Below are 20,853 nucleotides of genomic sequence, written 5' to 3'. Positions count from 1 at the left end.
CATTATTTAATGTTGTTCATTTAAGCGTTTTATAATTTCATAAGCACCTTGCTCTTTTAATTTGTTACTCACTGTTTTGCCTAACTCAACCGGATCTGTTCCGTTCATTGTATATTCAAATCGTTCTTTACCATCTGGGGTCATAATTAAACCTGTAAATTCGATTTCTTTTTGATCTGAGATTGTAGCATATCCTGCGATTGGCACCTGACAACTACCATCCATTTCTGCTAAAAACGTTCGTTCAGCAGTCACACATTTTGCAACCTCATCATTATGTACTTTGCTTAATAATGTTAATAGTTCTTCATCGTCACTACGACATTCTATCCCTAAAGCACCTTGTCCGATTGCAGGTAACAATGTATCTCTATCAAGATAAGATGTTACAATATCATCTGACCAGCCCATTCTTCTTAAACCAGCTGCAGCTAAAATAATCGCATCATAATCTTCAGTTTGTAACTTTTCTAATCGTGTATCTATATTACCTCTAATCCATTTAATCTCTAAATTAGGATACTTAGATAATATTTGTGCACCACGACGTAATGAACTAGTACCAATAATACTGCCTTCTGGCAATTGGGATAGTGGTGTATGTGTTTTAGAAATATACGCATCAAAAGGTAATTCTCTATCAGGGATACAACCTAATGTTAAACCTTCCGGAATTACACTTGGTACGTCTTTAAGCGAGTGTATTGCCATATCGATATTTTTTTCAAAAAGTTCATGTTGTATTTCTTTAACAAATAAGCCTTTGCCTCCGACTTTAGACAATTGTTTATCTACTATACGATCGCCTTTCGTGACAATTTCTTTAATTTCAATTTCTAGATTTGGCTCGACAGCTTTTAATTTATTAATAAATTGCTGGCTTTGTGTTAAAGCTAATTTACTTCTTCTGGAGCCAACGACTAATTTACGCATGTTCAATTCCTCCTAGGAACGGATTGCTCTAGATTATTTTCTCAATTCACAAAATGTGTTGCAAAAAATAAATTAATCATATTTAAGCAAAATAAAATAATGTTATAGTATATTAAATACCTTGAATTCAACCATTTGTTGATTCTAAGCAAAATATAACTTCCATATAATACTGTAATAATTGAAGAGAGTATTACCTTCGGGTCAATGAATATACGTTCACCAACTGAAATTACACCCCACTGTGTACCTAAAATAATACTAAATATGAGAATTATCCACCCACTTAACGTTGAGTAAAACACAATTGATTCAAGTGTAGCAACGCTACCTATTCTAAAGTATTTTTGATCAAAACGTTTTTCCTTCAAATTACGGTATTGCATGATATACAGTAATGCATTGACAAAAGCTAAGGCAAAGAAGACATAACTTAACACAGCTAGACCGATATGGACTAACAGTAACTCGTCTACAACAGCAATTTTCTGAACCTTATTAGTATAATGTGTCGGTTGAAATGTATTCATCCCTAAAAGTGTTAACCCTATTAAATTCAAGAAAAACACAGAGAAATTCAATACTTTGATAAGGTTAAGAATTAAAGAGATTGAAATAATCAGCCAACTTAAAGTATAGAATACATCTGAAATAGACCCTAATGGAATATGTCTAGTTTGTATAATAAAAATAGATAAAGAGATTGTTTGTAAAACCCAAACAATCCCCAATAAATATATGCCTAAACTTCTAATCTTATGACTTTTTTGGACAAAATCATAAAAATAGCAAATGATACTGATTAAGTATATTAATAATATAATTTCATTGAATCGAATAAACAGGTTTTCTTGCATATTATCACCATATTAATATGCTTATTCAAAACTAAAGATACGTCGCGCTGAAATTTCCTTGACCTTGCTTTCTTTTTGTTGCTTCGCTTGCTCATGAGGACATTCAGCTTCGATATCAAATATATTTTGAAATAGCTCTAATTTTTCATTACTTTTCTTATCACTACTTAATTCTTTGGCCTGTTTAATAGGATCTTTCAACATTTGATTGATGATACTTTTTGTATGTTTAGATATAATTTTACGTTCTCTTTCGCTTAACCCTGGCAATTTACGATCAATACTGTCCATCGTTTCTGCTTGAATTGCCATAGCTTTTTCACGTAAAGCTCTAATCACTGGAACAACACCCAACATACTAATCCACTCATTGTGTGCATGTATTTCTGCAGGAATTTGTTCCGAAATTGTTGCAGCCGCTAATTGTCGCTCACGTAAGTTTGCATCAACTAAACCTTTTAAGTCATCAACATCATAATTAAAGATGTTTGTGATGGCACTAATACCAGGTTCAATATCTCGAGGAACTGCAATATCAATCAATACTAGTGAATCTTGCTTTCTATTTTCTGCAATTCTTTCTATCATTTCATTTGTAATGATATAAGATTGTGCACTCGTTGAACTAATCACAATATCTGCACTTTCAAGTAAATTTGGTAATGATGATAGTTCATCATATTTCACTTGATGCTTTGCTGCTAATTTCATAGCATTTTCAATTGTTCTATTTACTACTGTAATATCAGTAATTCCAGAACCAAGAAGATTTAATAGTGATAATTCACTCATTTCCCCTGCACCAATAATGATAGCTTGCTTACTTTTCAATTTGCCAAATACTTTTTTCGCCAACTCGACCGCAGCATAAGACACACTTACAGCATTATCAGCTATATCTGTTTCATTATGTGCTCTTTTTGCAAAAGTAATTGCCTGTTTAAATAGATGATTAAAAATTGTTCCTGTCGTACCTGTGCTTTGCGCTAAGAAAAATGCATCTCTTATTTGACCTAAAATTTGAGTTTCTCCAAGTACGATTGAATCTAAACCAGAAGTGACACGCAATAAATGTTCTACTGCTTCGTCCCCCACTTTTACTTCTGACATTGCTTTAATATCATCTACTTCAAATCCAAATGCACGAGCTAGAAATCGTTGAATATAGTAACGACCTGTGTGAATTTGATCAACAACAGCATATACTTCAGTTCGATTACATGTTGATAATATGACATTTTCTAAAATAGATTTAGTTTCATATAAATCTTCATGGGCAATTCGTAAGGCATCATCTCTAAAAGCAACTTGCTCTCTTAGTGCAACATCAGCTGTGCGATGATTTATACTAATTGCAATAAAATGCATTTGAAACGCCCCCATATATACTAACAATACAAATATTATAACATAATTTAAAATCCAATTAAGTACGATGCTTAAATAAATTATAATCTTTCTAATTTACTTTTGAGTTTTTGACAAAATGATGAACGTTGAAAAATGTTATCAATTGTGTACTAATTAAAAGTTTCGTGCTTACATTATTTTTAAAATTTTTGTATAAGTTTTGTCGTACAAAAACTATGAAATATACGGTTCAATTAAATTCCATATTTGTTGTTGTTTATTATTTTGAATTGATGAATAACTTACAATTGTATCGTCTGGGTCCATATCTAATTGTGTCTTAATATTTTTAATATGCTTTTGAACTTTACCTTTTGGAATTTTGTCTTCTTTAGTGCATATAACTAAAGTAGGAATATCAAAATGTTTCAAATAATTGTACATTAAGATATCATCTTGTGTTGGATCATGTCTTAAATCAACTAATTGAATAACTAATTGCAAATTCTCTCTCTTAGTTATATATTCCTCAATCATTTTCCCAAATTTTTCACGTTGTGTTTTACTTACTTTAGCATATCCATACCCTGGAACATCCACAAAAATAAGTTGTTCATCTATATTATAAAAATTTAACGTTTGCGTTTTGCCGGGTTGCTGTGATGTACGTGCCATATTTTTTCTGCCAATCATACTATTGATAAATGTAGACTTACCTACATTAGATCGACCGCTCAGTGCAACTTCAGACAATTCTGTTTCTGGATATTGTTCTTCTTTTACTGCACTAATGATTAATTCAATATTATTAGGATTAACTTTCATTTTATATCCTCACTTTTTTATATTCTCTTTCAACTCTACCATTATATAATATTTGAACCTTTCGGTATACATTATAAAAAAGCTCCGATCAAAGTTAAACTATTTGAGCGTCAACTTTGATTGGAGCTTTTCACTTTTATAACACATCAATGATTAAGCTGATGTTTTACTATTATTAATTAAATTGCCTTCTGCGTCGTATAGTTCTGGTTCAGTTTCTTCATTAATTGTTTGTGCTGTAATAACTACCTTCGTTACATTTTCGTTAGAAGGCACATCAAACATAATATCGATTAACGATTCTTCTATGATTGAACGTAAACCACGCGCACCTGTTTTTCTTTCAATTGCTTTTTCACTAATTGCTGATAAAGCTTCTTCAGTGAACTCTAAATCCACATCATCTAATTCCAGCATTTTAGTATATTGTTTCACAAGTGCATTTTTAGGTTGCGTTAAGATGTTTTTCAACGCAGTTACATCTAATGTTTCTAAATTAGCTACAATTGGCACACGTCCGATAAATTCAGGAATCAAACCATAGGCTTGCAAATCTTCTGGGCGAATTTGTGCTAATAATGCTTGTTCGTCATATTTATCAGCTTCATTGCTTGAGAAACCAATAACTTTTTCACCAAGACGGCGCTTAATCACTTCTTCAATACCATCAAAGGCACCACCAAGAATAAATAAGATATTTGTTGTATCAATTTGAATCATTTCTTGGTTTGGATGTTTGCGTCCACCTTGTGGCGGAACACTTGCAGTCGTACCTTCTAAGATTTTAAGCAATGCTTGTTGAACACCTTCACCTGAAACGTCACGTGTTATAGATGTGTTTTCAGATTTACGTGCAATTTTATCAATTTCATCTACATAAATAATACCTTTTTCGGCTTTATCAATGTCAAAGTCAGCTGCTTGAATTAATCTCAACAAGATATTTTCAACATCATCGCCTACATAACCAGCTTCAGTTAAACTTGTCGCATCTGCAATTGCAAATGGTACATTCAACGTCTTGGCTAATGTTTGAGCTAATAATGTTTTACCACTACCTGTTGGCCCAATTAATGCAATGTTACTTTTTTGTAATTCAACATCATCTTCTTTTGGTCCTAATTGTTGAATACGCTTATAGTGGTTATAAACAGCTACAGCTAAAGATTTTTTAGCTTTTTCTTGACCAATAACATATTCGTTTAAATGATCCATAATTTCTTTAGGAGTAGGTAATTCTGTCATCGCTTCAGAAGTGTTTTGAGCTAATTCTTCTTCGACGATTTCTGAGCATAATTCAATACACTCATTACAAATATATACACCACTTCCTGCTACAAGTTTTTTTACTTGATCTTGGTCTTTTCCGCAGAAAGAGCATTTCAAATTTTCTTCATCTTCATTGAATTTAAACATTCTTTTTACACCCCTATTCGTTAAAGACTATACTAGATTGGATATTACAATGCAACATATTAACATACAAACTTTTTGCTTAAAGAATAGTAGCAGATACATAAGCTATGCATCTGCTACTCATTTTTGTAATTTAATATTTAATGAAGATTAATCTTCTTTAGTTCCTTCAACGAACTTTGCGTTATCTCTTAATAAATCGATAACTTTTTGGATACGAACATCATTTTTAATGATATCAGTATTACCTAAAGTATTTTTGATATCTTCAACTGAGATATTAAATTGTTTACTCATTTTTTCTAATTCTTTATCGATATCTTCATCAGTAGCTTCGATTTTTTCAGCTTCAGCGATCGCAGTTAAAGTTAAGTTAGTTTTAACACGTTGTTCTGCATCGTCTTTCATTTGCTCTCTTAATTGAGTTTCATCTTGACCTGAGATTTGGAAGTACGTTTGTAAATCTAAACCTTGTTGTTGAATTCTTTGTGCAAATTCAGACACCATACGATCTAATTCAGTATTAACCATTGCTTCAGGAATATCGATTGTTGTATTATCAGTAGCTTTTGTAATCGCTTCTTCTTTTTCAACATTTTCAGCATCTGTAGCTTTTTGTTCAGCTAAACGTTTACGTAAGTTTTCTTTGTACTCGTCTACTGTATTTGCTTCTGCATCTAATTCATTAGCAATTTCATCTGTTAATTCTGGAACTTCTTTAAATTTAATTTCGTTAACTTTTGTTTTGAAAGTTGCTTCTTTACCAGCTAATTCTTCAGCATGGTATTCTTCTGGGAATGTTACGACAACATCTTTTTCTTCGTCAACTTTCATACCTTCTAATTGCTCTTCGAAACCAGGTATGAATGAACCTGAACCGATTTCTAAATCGTAACCTTCAGCTTGTCCACCTTCGAATTCTTCTCCGTCAACTGAACCACTAAAGTCAATGTTAACTGTGTCGCCATTTTCAACAACACCATCTTCTTTAACTACCATTTCAGCTAAATGTCCTAAGCTGTGGTCAATCGCTTCTTGTAACTCATCATCAGATAATTCAGTTTCTTGTTTTTCAATTTCAAGACCTTTATAGTCTCCTAATTTAACTTCTGGCTCAACTGTAACTGTTGCTTCAAAAATGAAATCTTTACCTTTTTCAATTTGAGTAACACTTACTTCTGGTTGTGCAACTGGTTTAATATCAGTTTCGTCAATTGCTTCACCATAAGCATCTGGTAATAAAATGTCGATAGCATCTTGATATAATGCTTCTACACCAAAGCGTTGTTCAAAAATTGGACGTGGCACTTTACCTTTACGGAATCCAGGTACGTTAATTTGTTTAACCACTTTTTTGAATGCTTGATCTAACGCTTTGTTTACTTTTTCTGCAGGAACAGTAACAGTTAATAAACCTTCGTTACCTTCCTTTTTTTCCCAAGTTGCTGTCATGTATATATACCTCCATGATTAACTAATTTATTTTTTCAACTTCCCTATTATATCATAGGTCTATTCCCTATACAAACATTGAAATCACAACGTTTATATATTTGTAAATCAACTTTTTTCGTCAAAACTATATTAAAATGCTGAGTATTATTTTGCAACAATTTAACTATTATTATTCAAATCTAATTGCTGAATAAAATTAAATGCATCGATACTTTGTAATTCACATTTAAGTCCTAACATATTTTTGAAATAACATTCGTATGCATTAATCCATTTATTCGTTTCAAACAAAGTTTCAATATCAATTGGATAAATCATGATAGAGTGATTATTCATAATATGGTGTGCTTCTTCAGCGATATGTAATGCACCATCATTTAATGTTTCCATAACGTTAGGTATAACTTTTTCTTTCAGTGTTGTATGTTCTAGCCCATTTAAATTAGCTGGTACAAAAGTTACATCCATACCATACTTTTCAATTGTCAGTTCTTGTGTACAATTTGCAAACCTTAAATACTCAATCATTAAACTAATGAGGTTATAACTGTACGTATTAGATTTTAATATATATAATACCGTTTCTTGAAATTGAAAATGACCATTGTCTATTAACTTCAAAATCAAGTGCGTCTGTTCCCTCATTGATAACGTATCAAAATCAGTTAATGACTGAGTCAATCGTTTTTCATCTTCAATTAATTTTGACTTAGCAAATTCTTTAAGAGGATGTAATGCCATTCTTGTTTTGTGATCTTTGACTTCATCAATAATTTGATGAATTACTTCTACCGCTTCAAAATATTGTCCCAAACCAATCAAACTTTTCACGTAATAAATCATCAATGCATCATATTGTTGTATGCCAGTTTTCAATAAGACAATTGTTTCTTCTCTTAATTCAAGAAATGACCCCGTCTCATATAACATACGGCATTTCATCATTGCTATTTCTTCAGTGAGTTCAAATTGACGTTCATATTGCACAATATATTCATACATCAGGTCATAGTTTTGGTCTTGTTCAGCACGTTTTATATCTTTATATAACTTTTTCGAAGAGTTAGGAAACTGAATAATATCTGACATATATGTCACCTCGTTTGATTATAAATCTTGAAGGATTAATGCGCTCCACGTTTCGAAATCATCATATGACTCTATGTTGCCTTTTTCAACCCATTTTATTCGTAAAGTATCTGTTTCTTTAGCTTCTACATCATTCGTACTTACAGTGATTTTAAATACAACACCAATATGTACCTTGCCCACTTCATTATTATCGTCATTAATAAAACCGATATATTCCATATTTTGTGAATCTTGCTCACTTAAACCTACTTCTTCTTCTAATTCTCTCTGTGCATTAACTCTCAATACTTCGTTAATAGATTCTGCTCCTGGAACATCATTCATATGACCGCCTACACCTATTGAAGATTGTCCATGCAATCGAGCTTCTCCACCGCCAGATAATCGTTCATACACTAATATCTCGCCATGCTCATTTTCAAGTAAACAATAAGAAATGAGTTGTTTATATGATGGATCCTCTTCCATATCGCCGCGTCGCTTAACTTCATATTGACTTAGCGCATCAAAAATATTTTGACCTTCTGGTTTATTCTTATTTAAAAACCCATTGAAAGTATTCTTTTCATTATTAAAAATAATTTCTCTAGGTACTACAATGATTTGTTCATCAAATTTAGACATCGTATAAAACTCCTCACTTTAATGTTTGTTCTCTTAAATGCATTTTAGCAAATATGTCATATTTTAGCGATTAAATGTGGCATTTTGCTTTTTAAAAAATAAAAAAGAGATGACAATGCCATCTCTTTTTTATAAGTGTTATTATTTTAAAGCATCTTTAGCTTTAGTTACTAATTGAGCAAATGCTTTTTCGTCAGAAATTGCGATTTCTGATAACATTTTACGGTTAATGTCGATACCAGCTTTTTTCAAACCGTTCATTAAACGTGAGTAGCTCATTTCATGTTGACGAGCTGCTGCGTTGATACGTGTAATCCATAATTTACGGAAGTCACGTTTACGTTGACGACGGTCACGGAAAGCATATTGACCTGATTTCATTACTTGTTGCTTAGCTACTTTGTATAATGTATGTTTTGAACCGAAGTAACCTTTAGCTAATTTAATCGTTTTTTTACGACGCGCTCTTGTTACTGTTCCACCTTTAACTCGTGGCATAAAAAATTCCTCCTTAGGTAATTCCTACCGATTTCTGTATTTGTTCTTATTTTTTGTATGCTAATAATTGTTTTACACGTTTCATATCGCTCTTAGACACTAATCTAGCTTTACGTAATTGACGTTTTTGTTTAGTGCTCTTGTTTGCGAATAAGTGAGATGTGAAAGCTCTTGAACGTTTTAATTGACCTGAAGCAGTTCTTTTAACACGTTTAGCTGCTCCGCGGTGAGTTTTCATTTTTGGCATAATATAAGTCCTCCTGTAATAGCTTTAATTATTTTTCAGCTGTTGGCGCTAACATGATAAACATTTGACGCCCGTCCATTTTAGGTTTTTGTTCAACTGTTGCTATATCTTTGCATTCATCTGCATATTTTTCTAGCACACGTTGACCAATTTCCTTATGCGTAATGGCACGCCCTCTGAAACGAATAGATACTTTACATTTATCGCCTTTAGTTAAGAATTTACGTCCGTTTTTCAACTTAGTTTGGAAATCATGTTCCTCAATTGTTGGACTTAAACGAATTTCTTTAACATTGATAATTTTTTGTTTCTTTTTCATTTCTTTTTCTTTTTTCTGTTGTTCGAATTTGAATTTACCGTAATCCATAATTCTTGCAACTGGTGGTTTCGCATTCGGTGCAACGACCACTAAGTCTAAATCTACACGTTCAGCCATTTCTAAAGCTTCACGCTTTGATTTAACACCAATTTGTTCACCATCTTGACCGATTAAACGTAATTCTTTTGCACGAATTTTGTCATTGATTTGAGTTTGATCTTTTGCTATGGTTGACACCTCCAAAATTTTTACGAAATTTGCACCAAGCAAAAAGGAAGAGCAGGTATAAAATACCCGCTCTTCCTTATACACAGTTATGTGTAATGTGATTAACCTGCCAACTGCTTTATGCGTCGCTACAGGTGAGAAGCGGGTGCTTCTACTTGGTTCGTTTCGTATTCAACGTTGTTAATCATATCAACAATTCACATTTAAGTCAACACTATAACTGTAATTATTTTTATTTTAACCTTTTATTTCATCCATTGACACGTCTTGACGTAAATCTACTTGTTCTAATGGAATTTTTTTCGTTTTATATCGAAGCTTATGATAAATAAAGAATGCTAAAAATACTGGAATTCCCATATACGTAATTAAGAAGCGACTAAAATTAAAATCTCCTGTTTTAATAAAGTCAACATCTTGACCAATAATTACTACAATACATAAAAAGCCAGCAAATAATGGTCCGAATGGGAATAATTTAGCAGTATATTTTAATTTAGATTTGTCATAATTTTGTTTATCAAATGCTCTTCTAAATCGATAATGACTTACTGCTATACCTACCCAAGCAATAAAACCAGTTAAACCACTTGCTGCAACGATATATTCGTATGCACCTTTTGTAAGGCTTTGTAATACGAAAATAATCACTACAATGATTGCTGTAACGAGTAACGACATATATGGCACACCGTTTTTATTTGTTTTACCAAATGCTTCAAACGCTAATTTATCTTTACTCATTGAATATAGCATTCGGGTTGAAGCATACATACCTGAGTTACCTGCTGATAACACAGACGTTAAAATGACTGCATTCATAAATGATGCTGCAAACGCAAATCCAGCATTTTTAAACACTAATGTGAATGGAGACGTTGCTACATTATCACTACCACCCATTAATGCACTACTATCATAAGGAATTAACATACCGATAACAAAAATGGCTAAAATGTAAAATAATAAAATTCTCCAGAATACTTGTTTAATTGCTTTCGGCACAGCACGTTCAGGATTTTCTGATTCACCAGCCGTAATACCAATTAACTCAGTACCTTGGAATGAGAAACCAGCGATTAAGAATACACCTAGAATTGATAACAAACTTCCTCCTAAGTTGCCACCAAGAATAGGACCTTCACCTTTATTAAATATTTCAAATCCTACAACATGACCACCCATGATTCCTACAATCGTTAATAAACCAATTGCAATGAAAACAATAACTGTAATCACTTTTATCAATGCCAACCAGTATTCACTTTCACCATAGACGCGAACTGATAACGAATTCAGACTAAAAATTATAACTAAAAACAACGCACTCCATGCCCAAGCGGGTATGCCTTGCAATGGTGTCCAATATTGAATGACTTGTGCTGCAATCGTAATATCTGCTGCTACAGTTACTACCCAGTTAAACCAATAGTTCCAACCAAGCGCAAACCCTAAAGATGGATCAACAAATCTTGTAGCATATGTACTAAATGAACCTGATACTGGTAAATACGTAGCCATTTCACCAAGTGACGTCATTAAGAAAAATACCATTATTCCGATAATTGCGTATCCTATTAATGCACCCAAAGCACCTGCATCATGAATTGCTCCACCAGAAGTTACAAATAAACCTGTACCAATACAACCCCCAATCGCAATCATAGAAATATGACGATCTTTAAGTCCCCTTTTGACAACATTGTTACTTTCATTTTGAACTTTTGACATATAAGCTCCCTTTCCATGTTTTAGAGGCCAAGAAATAAATAACCTTTATTCACTTTCATACCCTTTTTTACAGAACATAGTGATATTAAAAGTAAAAAAGTGGCTACATACCTTTAAGATATGCAACCACTTTGGCAATTATCTATATAAGGTAGCACATCACATTCTGTGACAGTACAGTTCCTATTCGAAAACTGTCCCAATAGATATAATTTATGGTTTATATCTATTTCGGCATCTTTACCTTTCACTTGTTCAACTTATGTACCATAAATACTTCTGACAAGTTACTAATTAAACATGCAACCTCTAACTCAATTTAATATTTTAACTAACTTGTAATATACAGGATTCATCACGCATAATCAACCCTGTAAAACTTGATACGCAATAAAAGTTTTAAAGCATTTTATTGCGACAACTGTCTATCTATGTTTTTTCAAACGAATTTCATCAACTAGATTCCAGATAAATTCATCTTTTTCAACTGTTTCTTGGTCTTGCGATCCATATTGACGCACATTCACTTGATTATTTTCAACTTCCTTATCCCCAACTACGATTTGATAAGGTATTTTTTGCATTTGAGCTTCTCTGATTTTATAACCCATTTTTTCATTACGGTCATCAATACTTACACGAACACCTTGAGATTTCAATTCATCTTGCAATTGGCGCGCATAATCATAATGTAAATCAACGTTAACTGGAATGATTTGAACTTGTTTTGGCGCTAACCAAGTTGGGAATGCACCTTTAGTTTCTTCAGTTAAAAATGCTACAAATCGTTCCATTGTTGATACAACACCACGATGAATAACAACTGGACGATGATGTTCACCATCTTGACCAATATAAGTTAAATCAAAACGTTCTGGTAATAAGAAATCAAGTTGTGCTGTTGATAATGTCTCTTCTTTACCCATCGCTGTTTTAACTTGAACATCTAGTTTCGGACCATAGAATGCCGCTTCACCAATCGCTTCTTCGTACGATAAGCCAAGCTCATCCGCTGCCTCTTTAAGCATATTTTCAGCTTTATTCCACATGTCATCATCATCAAAGTACTTTTCTTTATCTTCAGGGTCTCTATAACTTAATCTAAAGCTATAATCCTCGAAACCAAAGTCTTTATACACATCAATAATCATGTTTACAACGCGTTTGAATTCTTCTTTAATTTGATCAGGTCGAACAAAGATATGTGAATCATTTAAAGTCATACCACGAACACGTTGTAATCCTGATACAGCACCACTTGCTTCATATCTATGCATCGTTCCTAGCTCAGCGATACGGATAGGTAATTCACGATATGAATGTGGTTTATTCGCATAAATCATCATATGATGTGGACAGTTCATTGGACGTAATACCATAGATTCAGTTTCATCTAACTGCATTGGTGGGAACATATCTTCTTGATAGTGATCCCAGTGACCAGATGTTTTGTATAAATCAACATTAGCAAGTACTGGTGTATAAACGTGGTCATAACCCATGCTCACCTCTTTATCAACAATGTAACGTTCAATTTCACGTCTAATTGTTGCACCGTTAGGTAACCATAATGGCAAACCAGCACCAACTAATTGGCTATTTGTGAATAATTCTAACTCTTTACCAATTTTACGATGATCACGTTCTTTACGCTCTTCTAACATTTGTAAATGTGCTTTTAATTCTTTTTTATCAAAGAAAGCAGTACCGTATATACGTTGTAACATTTTGTTGTTACTATCTCCACGCCAGTATGCACCTGCTGTAGATAATAGTTTAAACTCTTTAATTTTAGCTGTTGATGGAACGTGAACTCCACGACATAAATCAGTAAAATCACCTTGACTATATAATGTTACATTTTCATCTTCAGGAATCGCGTCGATTAATTCTAATTTGTATTCATCATTGCTGAATAACTCTTTCGCTTCATCTCGTGAAACCACTTTTCGTTCGATTTTCATATTTTCGTTAACGATTTGTTTCATTGTTTTTTCAATTTGTTCAAAGTCATCAGATGAGATGTTTTGGTCAATGTCGAAGTCATAGTAGAATCCACCTTCTATTACAGGACCTACACCAAATTTAACATTACCATATAACCTTTTAATCGCGTGTGCCATTAAATGTGCAGTAGAATGACGTAATACCTCTAACGCTTCTTCACTACCTGGTGTCACAATTTCAATTGATCCATCAGTTTCAAGCGGTTTAGTTAAATCTACAAGTTGCCCGTTAAATTTGCCGGCAACAGCTTTTTTACGTAATCCAGGACTAATTGATTGTGCTATATCTTCAGTAGTAGTACCTTTATCAAACGCCTTTTTATTACCATCTGGAAATTGAATATTAATTTGTTCCATGTTAAACCCTCCTATTTGCTTTATAAATACTTTTATCTGACCTCGTTAAAAAATTGAACAACAATCATCGTTTTAACATTAAACCTATTAACAATAAACAGGGAATATATGACACCAACAAACATTTATGTCTGAAAAAAACAAAAAATCCCGCCCCTATACAAGGGACGAGATCGTCGTGGTACCACCCTAGTTATTTAATACAATTTATGTATTAAATATCTCTGCTTAAGATAACGGTCTTGATCCGGGTATTCATTACAAATACCATAAATGAAGTAGTAATCATCTAATTTATTAACCATATTCTCATCAAACAATGGCTTTCTGTGTAATATTGATTAGATCATCTTGTCTTCAATCATTTAAACGATTTAGATTTGTATTCATTATACACCAATCATTTTAAAATTCAATTGTTTCTGAAATTTTCTCCTGATAAAAAGTATGGTGTTGACAAAGATTTGACACGTTCAATAATACGTGCTGCTTTAGTCTTCTCTTCACCATCACGAGTCATCGCTAAATGATGTTCCAATTCACTATAGTCAAAATTAGAACTAAAGAATGTTGGTAATTCATGAACCATTCGATAGTGTAGCAAAGGTCCAATTACCTCATCTCTCACCCATGGAGTCACTTCTTCAGCCCCAATATCATCAAGCATTAAAATGTTTGCTTCTCTTACGCGATGTAATTTCTTTTCAAAAGAACCATCTTTAAAGCCACCTTTTAATGTTCTAATAAATTCCGGTAAATAAATAATTGTCGAACGTACCTTCTTAGATTTGAGCTGATTCGCAATTGCACCTAGAATAAAAGATTTACCTGTCCCAAATGGACCATAAAGGTAAAGGCCTTTCACTTGTTCCCCATTAGTTATTGCTGTACAAATATCATCTGCTGCCATAGCTACATCAAGACGGTCTCGATGATTCATATAAATATCTTTCAATTTGGCATTTAAAGTATCTCGTTGCATATGATGAGATGTAATTAGCTCAGCTTCAAAGCGTTCTTCGTCGTACTTGATTTTACATGGGCATTGTAAATAGCGTATTTTAATTCGGTTATTATCAACATATAACTCAGGCACATGCCCCTTTACGAAATTTGGACAATCAGCAAATTTATGACCGTCATAATGTTTTTGTTGATCTTTATACTCTTGTAACACATTTAAGTCTTCATCAATCATAGCATTCGTTAATTCAGCTCGATGCGCTTCCAAAAATTGCTTAACATCTGGGTCATTGATTACTTCTTTTTTTATCTTTTCTATTCTTTTTTCAAAGTCCTGCGACGTGTTAATTATACTTTTAAATTGCTTCATTATCGACTGTCCTCCTCCCATTTTTTAGATAATTTATCTAGAAATGCTTGTCGATCTTGCTCTAATTGTTGATCATCTACGCTATTATCTTTAGCCGAATCTTCTTCACTAGGTTTATCTCTATTTTCTAACCATTTAGGTGTTTTTTCTTTTGAAATACGATTACGTTGCCCATAGTATGAACCACGCTTTTGGTAATTTCCGCTAGAACCCTCATTTTTAGGTTGATTAACTTTTTTAGCGTAATTATATGCTTCTTTAGCTGTCTTAATACCTTTTTTCTTCCAATTTGATGCTATTTCCAAAATATACGCTTTAGGAAGTTTCATATCTTCTTTTAACATGACAAATTGCAACAAAATATTAATGACGCCAAAAGACATTTTTTCACGTTCAATTAATTCTTCAACCATTGTCTTTTGCGATATAGTTGGTTCTGATTCAGACCAAGAAGCTAACATATCAATTGGACTCGTTTGTTCAAGTAACTCAAACCATTCATCACTTTGTGGCTTTGGATTCACTTCTGAAGATTTGCCCGTCGAAGATGATGTAGCAGGAGATTTCACCTGTAATTTAGGCATTTGATTTTCGTGTTCCATTAAATAATACGAGCGTGCTTGTTTACGCATTTCTTCAAAGGATAACTGTTGTCCACTTGTAATTGAATTTAAAATAACATGCTTCATGCCATCTGCTGTTAAACCATATAAAGTCGCGAGTTGTGTAATTAAACGCTTTGCATCTTTGGTAACAATGTCTTGACTAATAAAATGTTTACCTAACATTTGTCTCAACATTTCAAAGTCAAAAGATTCATTTGATAAATCGATACCTTGGTACGGTTCATTAATCGGAATATCACTTGTATCGATATCTATTTTTGTAGACGGCACTTTAAAAACATCAGTAAATTGTCTTGTTACCTGTTTAAATTCACTCAAATCAATTTGTTGATACTCAAAGTATTTCTTCAACTCATGAAATCGACGATGCTCGACTTCACTATATAAAAAGATTGACAACATTGGATCATTAAAAAATAAATGTGCTGAAGGCGGTTGAATTAATTGGTAAACAAATTGTGTTTCTTGTTCATCATGTTTGACAAACGCCTTTAACAATCCAATCGCTTCAAGTAAGTCCATTTGTTGTCTAAACTCTAGTAAATTAATTTTAAGTTCATTCATAAAAATATAATGAGAAAGAATCAATGTTTCATTATGACTGTCTTTAACGAATTGAGTCATAAAATGATATAAACCCACTGCTTGCGTTCCAATTAGCGGTGTATACAGTCGATTCAATACCTCTAAATGATTCGTATTTAAATCAAAGTGTTGCATAACTTTGAATTGATCCTTTGGTCTTAAGCCGAATTCGAAGGCTTGTCGTCCCATTTAAGCATCACTCCGTTTGTTTTCGCTTAAAATCCCTTGCATCGATGCTAACAATTGATCAACATCTTTAAATTCTTTATAGACTGATGCAAATCTAACATATGAAACTTGATCAACATGCATTAACAAGTTCATAACGTGTTCACCTATATCTCGTGAAGACACTTCCGTATGACCTTCATCTCGTAATTGCCATTCAACCTTGTTTGTTATGTCTTCAAGTTGTTGATATCTAACTGGTCGTTTCTCACAAGAACGCACAAGTCCATTAAGTATTTTTTCTCTTGAAAACTGCTCTCTTGTGCCATCTTTTTTCACAACTATAAGCTGACTAACTTCGATATGTTCAAATGTAGTGAAACGTGTTCCACAATTTTCACATTCTCTTCGTCTTCGAATGGCATTTAATTCATCGGCATGCCTTGAATCTACAACTTTAGATTGTGTAGAATTACATTTCGGGCATTTCATTACATCACCCTCTTTATTTTGATTATGCCTAATTATACTATAAATCTAGAGATGAAAAAAGAATCCCTCAATTTAATTCATTTAACCAAATAATGAAACAATAAAAAACATTATATCGTTACTTATTAAGTAATTTGCATGACAATATTATTGTATTAAAAAATAAAAAACCTAACTCCGAAGTCAGAGTTAGGCTATAAATTAATTGTATTAACTTGCACTTACAGTTTCTTTTGATGTCAAAAGTGCTCCAATTTGCTCAGCAACATCTACAACTCTATTTGAATAACCCCATTCATTATCATACCAAGCAATAACTTTTACTTTATTCCCTGACATGACCATTGTTGATTTTGCATCAATAATAGCTGAATTTGGATTAGTATTAAAATCAACAGACACTAGTGGTTGATGTTCGACTTCTATGATACCTTCTAAACCTGCATTTTCAAAAGCTTGGTTTACTTCTTCTGCAGTTACTTCTTTTTCTAAATCAACAACTAAATCAACGAGCGATACATTCTTTGTTGGTACACGTAATGCCATGCCGTGTAATTTACCTTCTAATTCTGGTAATACTTCTTTTAAAGCTTTCGCCGCACCAGTAGAAGTAGGAATAATGCTTTCATTACATGAACGTGCACGTCTTAAATCTTTATGTGGATTATCAATATTTTTTTGGTCATTTGTAATAGCGTGAACAGTAGTCATTAAACCATTAACTATTCCAAACTGATTATTTAAAACTTTTGCAACTGGACCAATGCAATTAGTAGTACATGAAGCATTACTAAAAATGTCAAATGCTTCTATATCTAATTGGTTATCATTTACGCCTTTAACTACCATTTGAACATGTCCACCTTTTGAAGGACCAGTTAACAATACTTTTTTGGCACCTGCTTTAATATGTGCGATGGCTTTATCACCATGATTAAATTTACCAGTTGCATCTATAGCAATATCGATATCTAATTCTTTCCATGGCAAGTTTTCAGGATTGCGATCAGCAACCAATTTAATTTTATGATCACCAACTTGCAATCCATTTTCAATCGGTTCAACTTTTAGATTATATTTTCCATGTGTTGTATCGTAATTGATTAAATGTGCAATTGTTTCGGGTGGATAACTAGCATTTATCGCTACTACATTTAAATTTTTATTTTGTAATGCAATACGTAATACCATTCTTCCAATTCTACCCATACCATTAATTGCAATATTCGTTGACATTAAAAGCACCCCTTGATTTTTATGTGTTATACTTTATGGAATTAGTATAGCATATTATATGAATTTTGAAAGCGTTTTCCGTTGATTTATTTATCTTTTTTATAAAAAATAGTCATTACTTACATACATCAACGCGTACGTAAAGTAATGACTTATTTATAGTGTAATATTAATCTTCTTCTCCGTAATTCGGCTTTTCAATATAACCTTCTTCTTCTAACAATCTCTCAAGGTTTTGTTTTAATTCAAGTTTATCCCCTAAATTATCGATAACATGATCGGCCATTCGGCTTTTTTTATCAATAGAAATTTGGCTATAGACACGTGCTTTCGCATCTTCTAATGACAGATTATTACGTTGCATTAAACGATCCATTTGTATACTTTCAGAAGTGTATACAACCCACACTTCGTCTACTGTATTTTCCAATTCATTTTCAAATAATAATGGAATATCCATGATTACATTATATCCTTGTTTTAAATATTCTTGCTTTTCTTCTTCCATAATATCTCGCACGATAGGATGTATGATAGCATTTAATTCTAAGCGTTTTTCTGGATGGTTAAACACTAAATCACCCATATAACGACGATTCATCTCACCATTTTCATCAATTGCTTCATCACCAAAGACTTCTCGTACTTGAGCTAAACCTTTACTCCCCTTTTTAACAGCTTCCCTGGCTGCTTTATCAGCATCTACTACTTTAAAACCGAATACGGATAAGAGTTCTGATACTGTTGATTTTCCTGAGGCGATTCCACCTGTTAGACCAATAACTTTCGGCATAATTTCACTCTTTCTTTATTTTTGACATACTGGACAATAATGACTATTTCTTGTCGCGATGATTTTTGTTTCAATTTGACTTCCACACACTTTGCATACCGGCTGCTTATATACATTAAGATGCAATTGCATCTCACCAGTTTTTCCATCAGCATGACGATAATCTGAAATACTTGTACCGCCATGCTTAATACCTTCTTCTAGTACTTCTCTAACATAATAAAAAACCATTTCTTGTTGTTGGTGTGTTAAGTCTTTTACTTTTTTATCTGGTAAAACACCTGCACGAAACAACGCTTCACATGCGTAAATATTTCCGCAACCTGCGATTACTTTATGATCCAAAATCACTTGTTTGATTGGTTTATTCTTATTAGACTGTTGATGAATTCGATTTAAATAATACGTCAATGCTTCATTTGTAAAAGGTTCAGGCGCTATTTCTAAAAATGAAGGATAAGATGCTACAGACGCAACATTTCTAATTTCTCCAAAACGACGTATATCTGAATAAATTAACTTTTTGTCATTTGACAACTCAAAAATAACATGCCAATGCTTACGATAATTAGGTATCATAATATCTTCAAGTTCATCTACAATGAAAAAACCGCCCGCCATACCTAAATGACTAATTAATGTACGTTGTTCTCGTTTATTATCTAGCTGAAAAACGATATATTTACTTCTTCGTTCTACATTTGTAATGGTATAGCCTTCCGATAAAGTTTTAAAAGTATCTAATTCAATTCCTTTTATAATTGTTTCCTTGCCTTGAGCTTTACCTTCGATTACTTTATCCGAAAATATAACGTGTTCAATTTTTTGATTTATAACGTAGGGTTCAATTCCTCTTTTTACATGTTCTACTTCTGGTAATTCGGGCATACCATTAACCTCACTTTATTTTGCATCATACCAAGTTGCACCATAACTTGAGTCTACTTTTAATGGAACATCTAATTGCAATGCATTTTCCATTATCTCTTCTACAAATTCACTAAATGAATCTACTTCTGACTTAGGTACTTCAAAAATTAATTCATCGTGTACTTGTAATAATAGTTTAGCTTGATATGTTGTCTCTTTCATTTTTTGTGCAAATTTAACCATTGCCAGTTTAATGATATCTGCAGCACTGCCTTGTATTGGCGTATTCATAGCAGTACGTTCAGCAAAGCCGCGTAAATTAAAGTTACGACTCGTAATATCAGGAATATAGCGTCGACGATGTAGCAATGTTTCCACGTAACCTAAAGCTTTGGCATCTTTTACAATATCAGACATATATTGTTTCACACCTGGGAAACTAGCTAAATAATCATCAATGAATGCTTTTGCTTTTTTACGAGTAATACCTAAACTTTGACTTAAACCATAATCACTTATCCCATAAACAATTCCAAAGTTAACCGCTTTTGCTTGACGACGCATTAAACTATCGACTTGATCAGCCTCTACACCAAATACTTTCATAGCAGTTGCTGTATGAATATCATCGCCGTTGATAAATGCTTCTTTCATACTCTCATCTTGTGTAATGTGTGCTAATACACGCAATTCAATTTGAGAATAATCTGCTGATAATATAACGCTATCTTTTGAAGTTGGTTTAAAGGCTTTTCTTATTTTACGCCCTTCTTCAAGTCTAACCGGAATATTTTGTAAATTAGGATCTACAC

Annotated in this window: 22 protein-coding genes, 1 riboswitch and 1 other annotated feature; all 22 genes read right to left on the bottom strand. The window is 32.8% G+C overall.

Features of this window, described 5'->3' with window-relative positions; all coding sequences use genetic code 11:
- Positions 1-6: 6 nt before the first annotated feature.
- Positions 7-933, bottom strand: coding sequence for a hydroxymethylbilane synthase (gene hemC / locus IDG60_RS10100; protein ID WP_001230232.1), 927 nt, complete (start codon positions 931-933; stop codon positions 7-9).
- A gap of 41 nt (positions 934-974) precedes the next feature.
- Positions 975-1,790: a cytochrome c biogenesis protein gene (gene ccsA, locus IDG60_RS10095; protein WP_001157329.1), complete on the bottom strand. Its 816-nt coding sequence runs from the start codon at positions 1,788-1,790 to the stop codon at positions 975-977.
- A gap of 21 nt (positions 1,791-1,811) precedes the next feature.
- Complete coding sequence (gene hemA, locus IDG60_RS10090; protein ID WP_000545451.1) at positions 1,812-3,158, bottom strand: glutamyl-tRNA reductase; 1,347 nt, start codon at positions 3,156-3,158, stop codon at positions 1,812-1,814.
- A gap of 216 nt (positions 3,159-3,374) precedes the next feature.
- Positions 3,375-3,965 (bottom strand): ribosome biogenesis GTP-binding protein YihA/YsxC, encoded by a 591-nt coding sequence (yihA, locus tag IDG60_RS10085; RefSeq protein WP_000867697.1) that lies wholly within the window; start codon positions 3,963-3,965, stop codon positions 3,375-3,377.
- Between the two features lie 153 nt (positions 3,966-4,118).
- The gene (clpX, locus tag IDG60_RS10080; RefSeq protein ID WP_000472302.1) at positions 4,119-5,381 is read right to left on the bottom strand and encodes an ATP-dependent Clp protease ATP-binding subunit ClpX; all 1,263 of its coding nucleotides are present in this window, start codon (positions 5,379-5,381) and stop codon (positions 4,119-4,121) included.
- A 150-nt stretch (positions 5,382-5,531) separates the two neighbouring features.
- The gene (gene tig / locus IDG60_RS10075) at positions 5,532-6,833 is read right to left on the bottom strand and encodes a trigger factor (protein ID WP_000127573.1); all 1,302 of its coding nucleotides are present in this window, start codon (positions 6,831-6,833) and stop codon (positions 5,532-5,534) included.
- Positions 6,834-6,880: 47 nt separating this feature from the next.
- The gene (locus IDG60_RS10070; RefSeq protein ID WP_001790560.1) at positions 6,881-6,991 is read right to left on the bottom strand and encodes a hypothetical protein; all 111 of its coding nucleotides are present in this window, start codon (positions 6,989-6,991) and stop codon (positions 6,881-6,883) included.
- Positions 6,992-6,995: 4 nt separating this feature from the next.
- On the bottom strand, positions 6,996-7,925 hold the full coding sequence (locus IDG60_RS10065; RefSeq protein ID WP_001280022.1) for a hypothetical protein: 930 nt from the start codon (positions 7,923-7,925) through the stop codon (positions 6,996-6,998).
- An 18-nt stretch (positions 7,926-7,943) separates the two neighbouring features.
- Positions 7,944-8,552 carry an NUDIX domain-containing protein gene (locus tag IDG60_RS10060; protein ID WP_000032657.1) on the bottom strand — a complete coding sequence of 203 codons (609 nt, stop codon included), beginning with the start codon at positions 8,550-8,552 and terminating at the stop codon, positions 7,944-7,946.
- A gap of 141 nt (positions 8,553-8,693) precedes the next feature.
- Positions 8,694-9,050, bottom strand: coding sequence for a 50S ribosomal protein L20 (rplT, locus tag IDG60_RS10055; protein ID WP_001138360.1), 357 nt, complete (start codon positions 9,048-9,050; stop codon positions 8,694-8,696).
- Between the two features lie 46 nt (positions 9,051-9,096).
- Positions 9,097-9,297: a 50S ribosomal protein L35 gene (rpmI, locus tag IDG60_RS10050; RefSeq protein WP_001125540.1), complete on the bottom strand. Its 201-nt coding sequence runs from the start codon at positions 9,295-9,297 to the stop codon at positions 9,097-9,099.
- A gap of 28 nt (positions 9,298-9,325) precedes the next feature.
- Complete coding sequence (infC, locus tag IDG60_RS10045; protein WP_001791162.1) at positions 9,326-9,853, bottom strand: translation initiation factor IF-3; 528 nt, start codon at positions 9,851-9,853, stop codon at positions 9,326-9,328.
- Between the two features lie 28 nt (positions 9,854-9,881).
- Positions 9,882-10,007 (bottom strand) — a sequence feature (ribosomal protein L20 leader region).
- A gap of 74 nt (positions 10,008-10,081) precedes the next feature.
- Positions 10,082-11,575 carry an amino acid permease gene (locus tag IDG60_RS10040; RefSeq protein WP_000049145.1) on the bottom strand — a complete coding sequence of 498 codons (1,494 nt, stop codon included), beginning with the start codon at positions 11,573-11,575 and terminating at the stop codon, positions 10,082-10,084.
- 144 nt (positions 11,576-11,719) lie between these two features.
- A riboswitch (Lysine riboswitch) is annotated at positions 11,720-11,895 on the bottom strand.
- A gap of 105 nt (positions 11,896-12,000) precedes the next feature.
- Complete coding sequence (gene thrS / locus IDG60_RS10035) at positions 12,001-13,938, bottom strand: threonine--tRNA ligase (protein ID WP_000435132.1); 1,938 nt, start codon at positions 13,936-13,938, stop codon at positions 12,001-12,003.
- Positions 13,939-14,135: 197 nt separating this feature from the next.
- A complete protein-coding gene (locus IDG60_RS10030) occupies positions 14,136-14,258 on the bottom strand; it encodes a hypothetical protein (protein WP_001790562.1) in 123 nt (40 codons plus the stop codon).
- Between the two features lie 92 nt (positions 14,259-14,350).
- On the bottom strand, positions 14,351-15,271 hold the full coding sequence (gene dnaI / locus IDG60_RS10025; RefSeq protein WP_000808621.1) for a primosomal protein DnaI: 921 nt from the start codon (positions 15,269-15,271) through the stop codon (positions 14,351-14,353).
- Positions 15,271-16,671 (bottom strand): replicative helicase loading/DNA remodeling protein DnaB, encoded by a 1,401-nt coding sequence (locus IDG60_RS10020; RefSeq protein WP_000533479.1) that lies wholly within the window; start codon positions 16,669-16,671, stop codon positions 15,271-15,273. The genes dnaI and IDG60_RS10020 overlap by 1 nt, the downstream gene beginning before the upstream one ends.
- Positions 16,672-17,142 carry a transcriptional regulator NrdR gene (gene nrdR / locus IDG60_RS10015; protein WP_000650082.1) on the bottom strand — a complete coding sequence of 157 codons (471 nt, stop codon included), beginning with the start codon at positions 17,140-17,142 and terminating at the stop codon, positions 16,672-16,674. It lies immediately after the preceding gene.
- 210 nt (positions 17,143-17,352) lie between these two features.
- Positions 17,353-18,378 carry a type I glyceraldehyde-3-phosphate dehydrogenase gene (gene gap / locus IDG60_RS10010; RefSeq protein WP_000106141.1) on the bottom strand — a complete coding sequence of 342 codons (1,026 nt, stop codon included), beginning with the start codon at positions 18,376-18,378 and terminating at the stop codon, positions 17,353-17,355.
- A gap of 169 nt (positions 18,379-18,547) precedes the next feature.
- The gene (coaE, locus tag IDG60_RS10005; RefSeq protein WP_001127167.1) at positions 18,548-19,171 is read right to left on the bottom strand and encodes a dephospho-CoA kinase; all 624 of its coding nucleotides are present in this window, start codon (positions 19,169-19,171) and stop codon (positions 18,548-18,550) included.
- Positions 19,172-19,186: 15 nt separating this feature from the next.
- Entirely contained in the window at positions 19,187-20,059 is an 873-nt protein-coding gene (mutM, locus tag IDG60_RS10000; protein WP_001114454.1) for a bifunctional DNA-formamidopyrimidine glycosylase/DNA-(apurinic or apyrimidinic site) lyase, read from the bottom strand.
- A 15-nt stretch (positions 20,060-20,074) separates the two neighbouring features.
- A partial coding sequence (locus tag IDG60_RS09995) for a DNA polymerase (protein ID WP_241013359.1) occupies positions 20,075-20,853 on the bottom strand: 779 nt, incomplete at its 5' end.

The organism is Staphylococcus sp. EG-SA-2 (assembly GCF_017152085.1).
This window is presented reverse-complemented; position numbering and strand designations above follow the sequence as displayed.

Bases quoted from the DNA above. Each gene is read 5' to 3' on its own strand.
- IDG60_RS10065 (WP_001280022.1), bottom strand. From the start codon at position 7,925: ATGTCAGATATTATTCAGTTTCCTAACTCTTCGAAAAAGTTATATAAA.
- tig (WP_000127573.1), bottom strand. From the start codon at position 6,833: ATGACAGCAACTTGGGAAAAAAAGGAAGGTAACGAAGGTTTATTAACT.
- hemA (WP_000545451.1), bottom strand. From the start codon at position 3,158: ATGCATTTTATTGCAATTAGTATAAATCATCGCACAGCTGATGTTGCA.
- coaE (WP_001127167.1), bottom strand. From the start codon at position 19,171: ATGCCGAAAGTTATTGGTCTAACAGGTGGAATCGCCTCAGGAAAATCA.
- dnaI (WP_000808621.1), bottom strand. From the start codon at position 15,271: ATGAAGCAATTTAAAAGTATAATTAACACGTCGCAGGACTTTGAAAAA.
- rpmI (WP_001125540.1), bottom strand. From the start codon at position 9,297: ATGCCAAAAATGAAAACTCACCGCGGAGCAGCTAAACGTGTTAAAAGA.
- mutM (WP_001114454.1), bottom strand. From the start codon at position 20,059: ATGCCCGAATTACCAGAAGTAGAACATGTAAAAAGAGGAATTGAACCC.
- IDG60_RS10060 (WP_000032657.1), bottom strand. From the start codon at position 8,552: ATGTCTAAATTTGATGAACAAATCATTGTAGTACCTAGAGAAATTATT.
- hemC (WP_001230232.1), bottom strand. From the start codon at position 933: ATGCGTAAATTAGTCGTTGGCTCCAGAAGAAGTAAATTAGCTTTAACA.
- ccsA (WP_001157329.1), bottom strand. From the start codon at position 1,790: ATGCAAGAAAACCTGTTTATTCGATTCAATGAAATTATATTATTAATA.
- gap (WP_000106141.1), bottom strand. From the start codon at position 18,378: ATGTCAACGAATATTGCAATTAATGGTATGGGTAGAATTGGAAGAATG.
- IDG60_RS10040 (WP_000049145.1), bottom strand. From the start codon at position 11,575: ATGTCAAAAGTTCAAAATGAAAGTAACAATGTTGTCAAAAGGGGACTT.
- rplT (WP_001138360.1), bottom strand. From the start codon at position 9,050: ATGCCACGAGTTAAAGGTGGAACAGTAACAAGAGCGCGTCGTAAAAAA.
- yihA (WP_000867697.1), bottom strand. From the start codon at position 3,965: ATGAAAGTTAATCCTAATAATATTGAATTAATCATTAGTGCAGTAAAA.
- clpX (WP_000472302.1), bottom strand. From the start codon at position 5,381: ATGTTTAAATTCAATGAAGATGAAGAAAATTTGAAATGCTCTTTCTGC.
- nrdR (WP_000650082.1), bottom strand. From the start codon at position 17,142: ATGAAATGCCCGAAATGTAATTCTACACAATCTAAAGTTGTAGATTCA.
- thrS (WP_000435132.1), bottom strand. From the start codon at position 13,938: ATGGAACAAATTAATATTCAATTTCCAGATGGTAATAAAAAGGCGTTT.
- IDG60_RS10020 (WP_000533479.1), bottom strand. From the start codon at position 16,671: ATGGGACGACAAGCCTTCGAATTCGGCTTAAGACCAAAGGATCAATTC.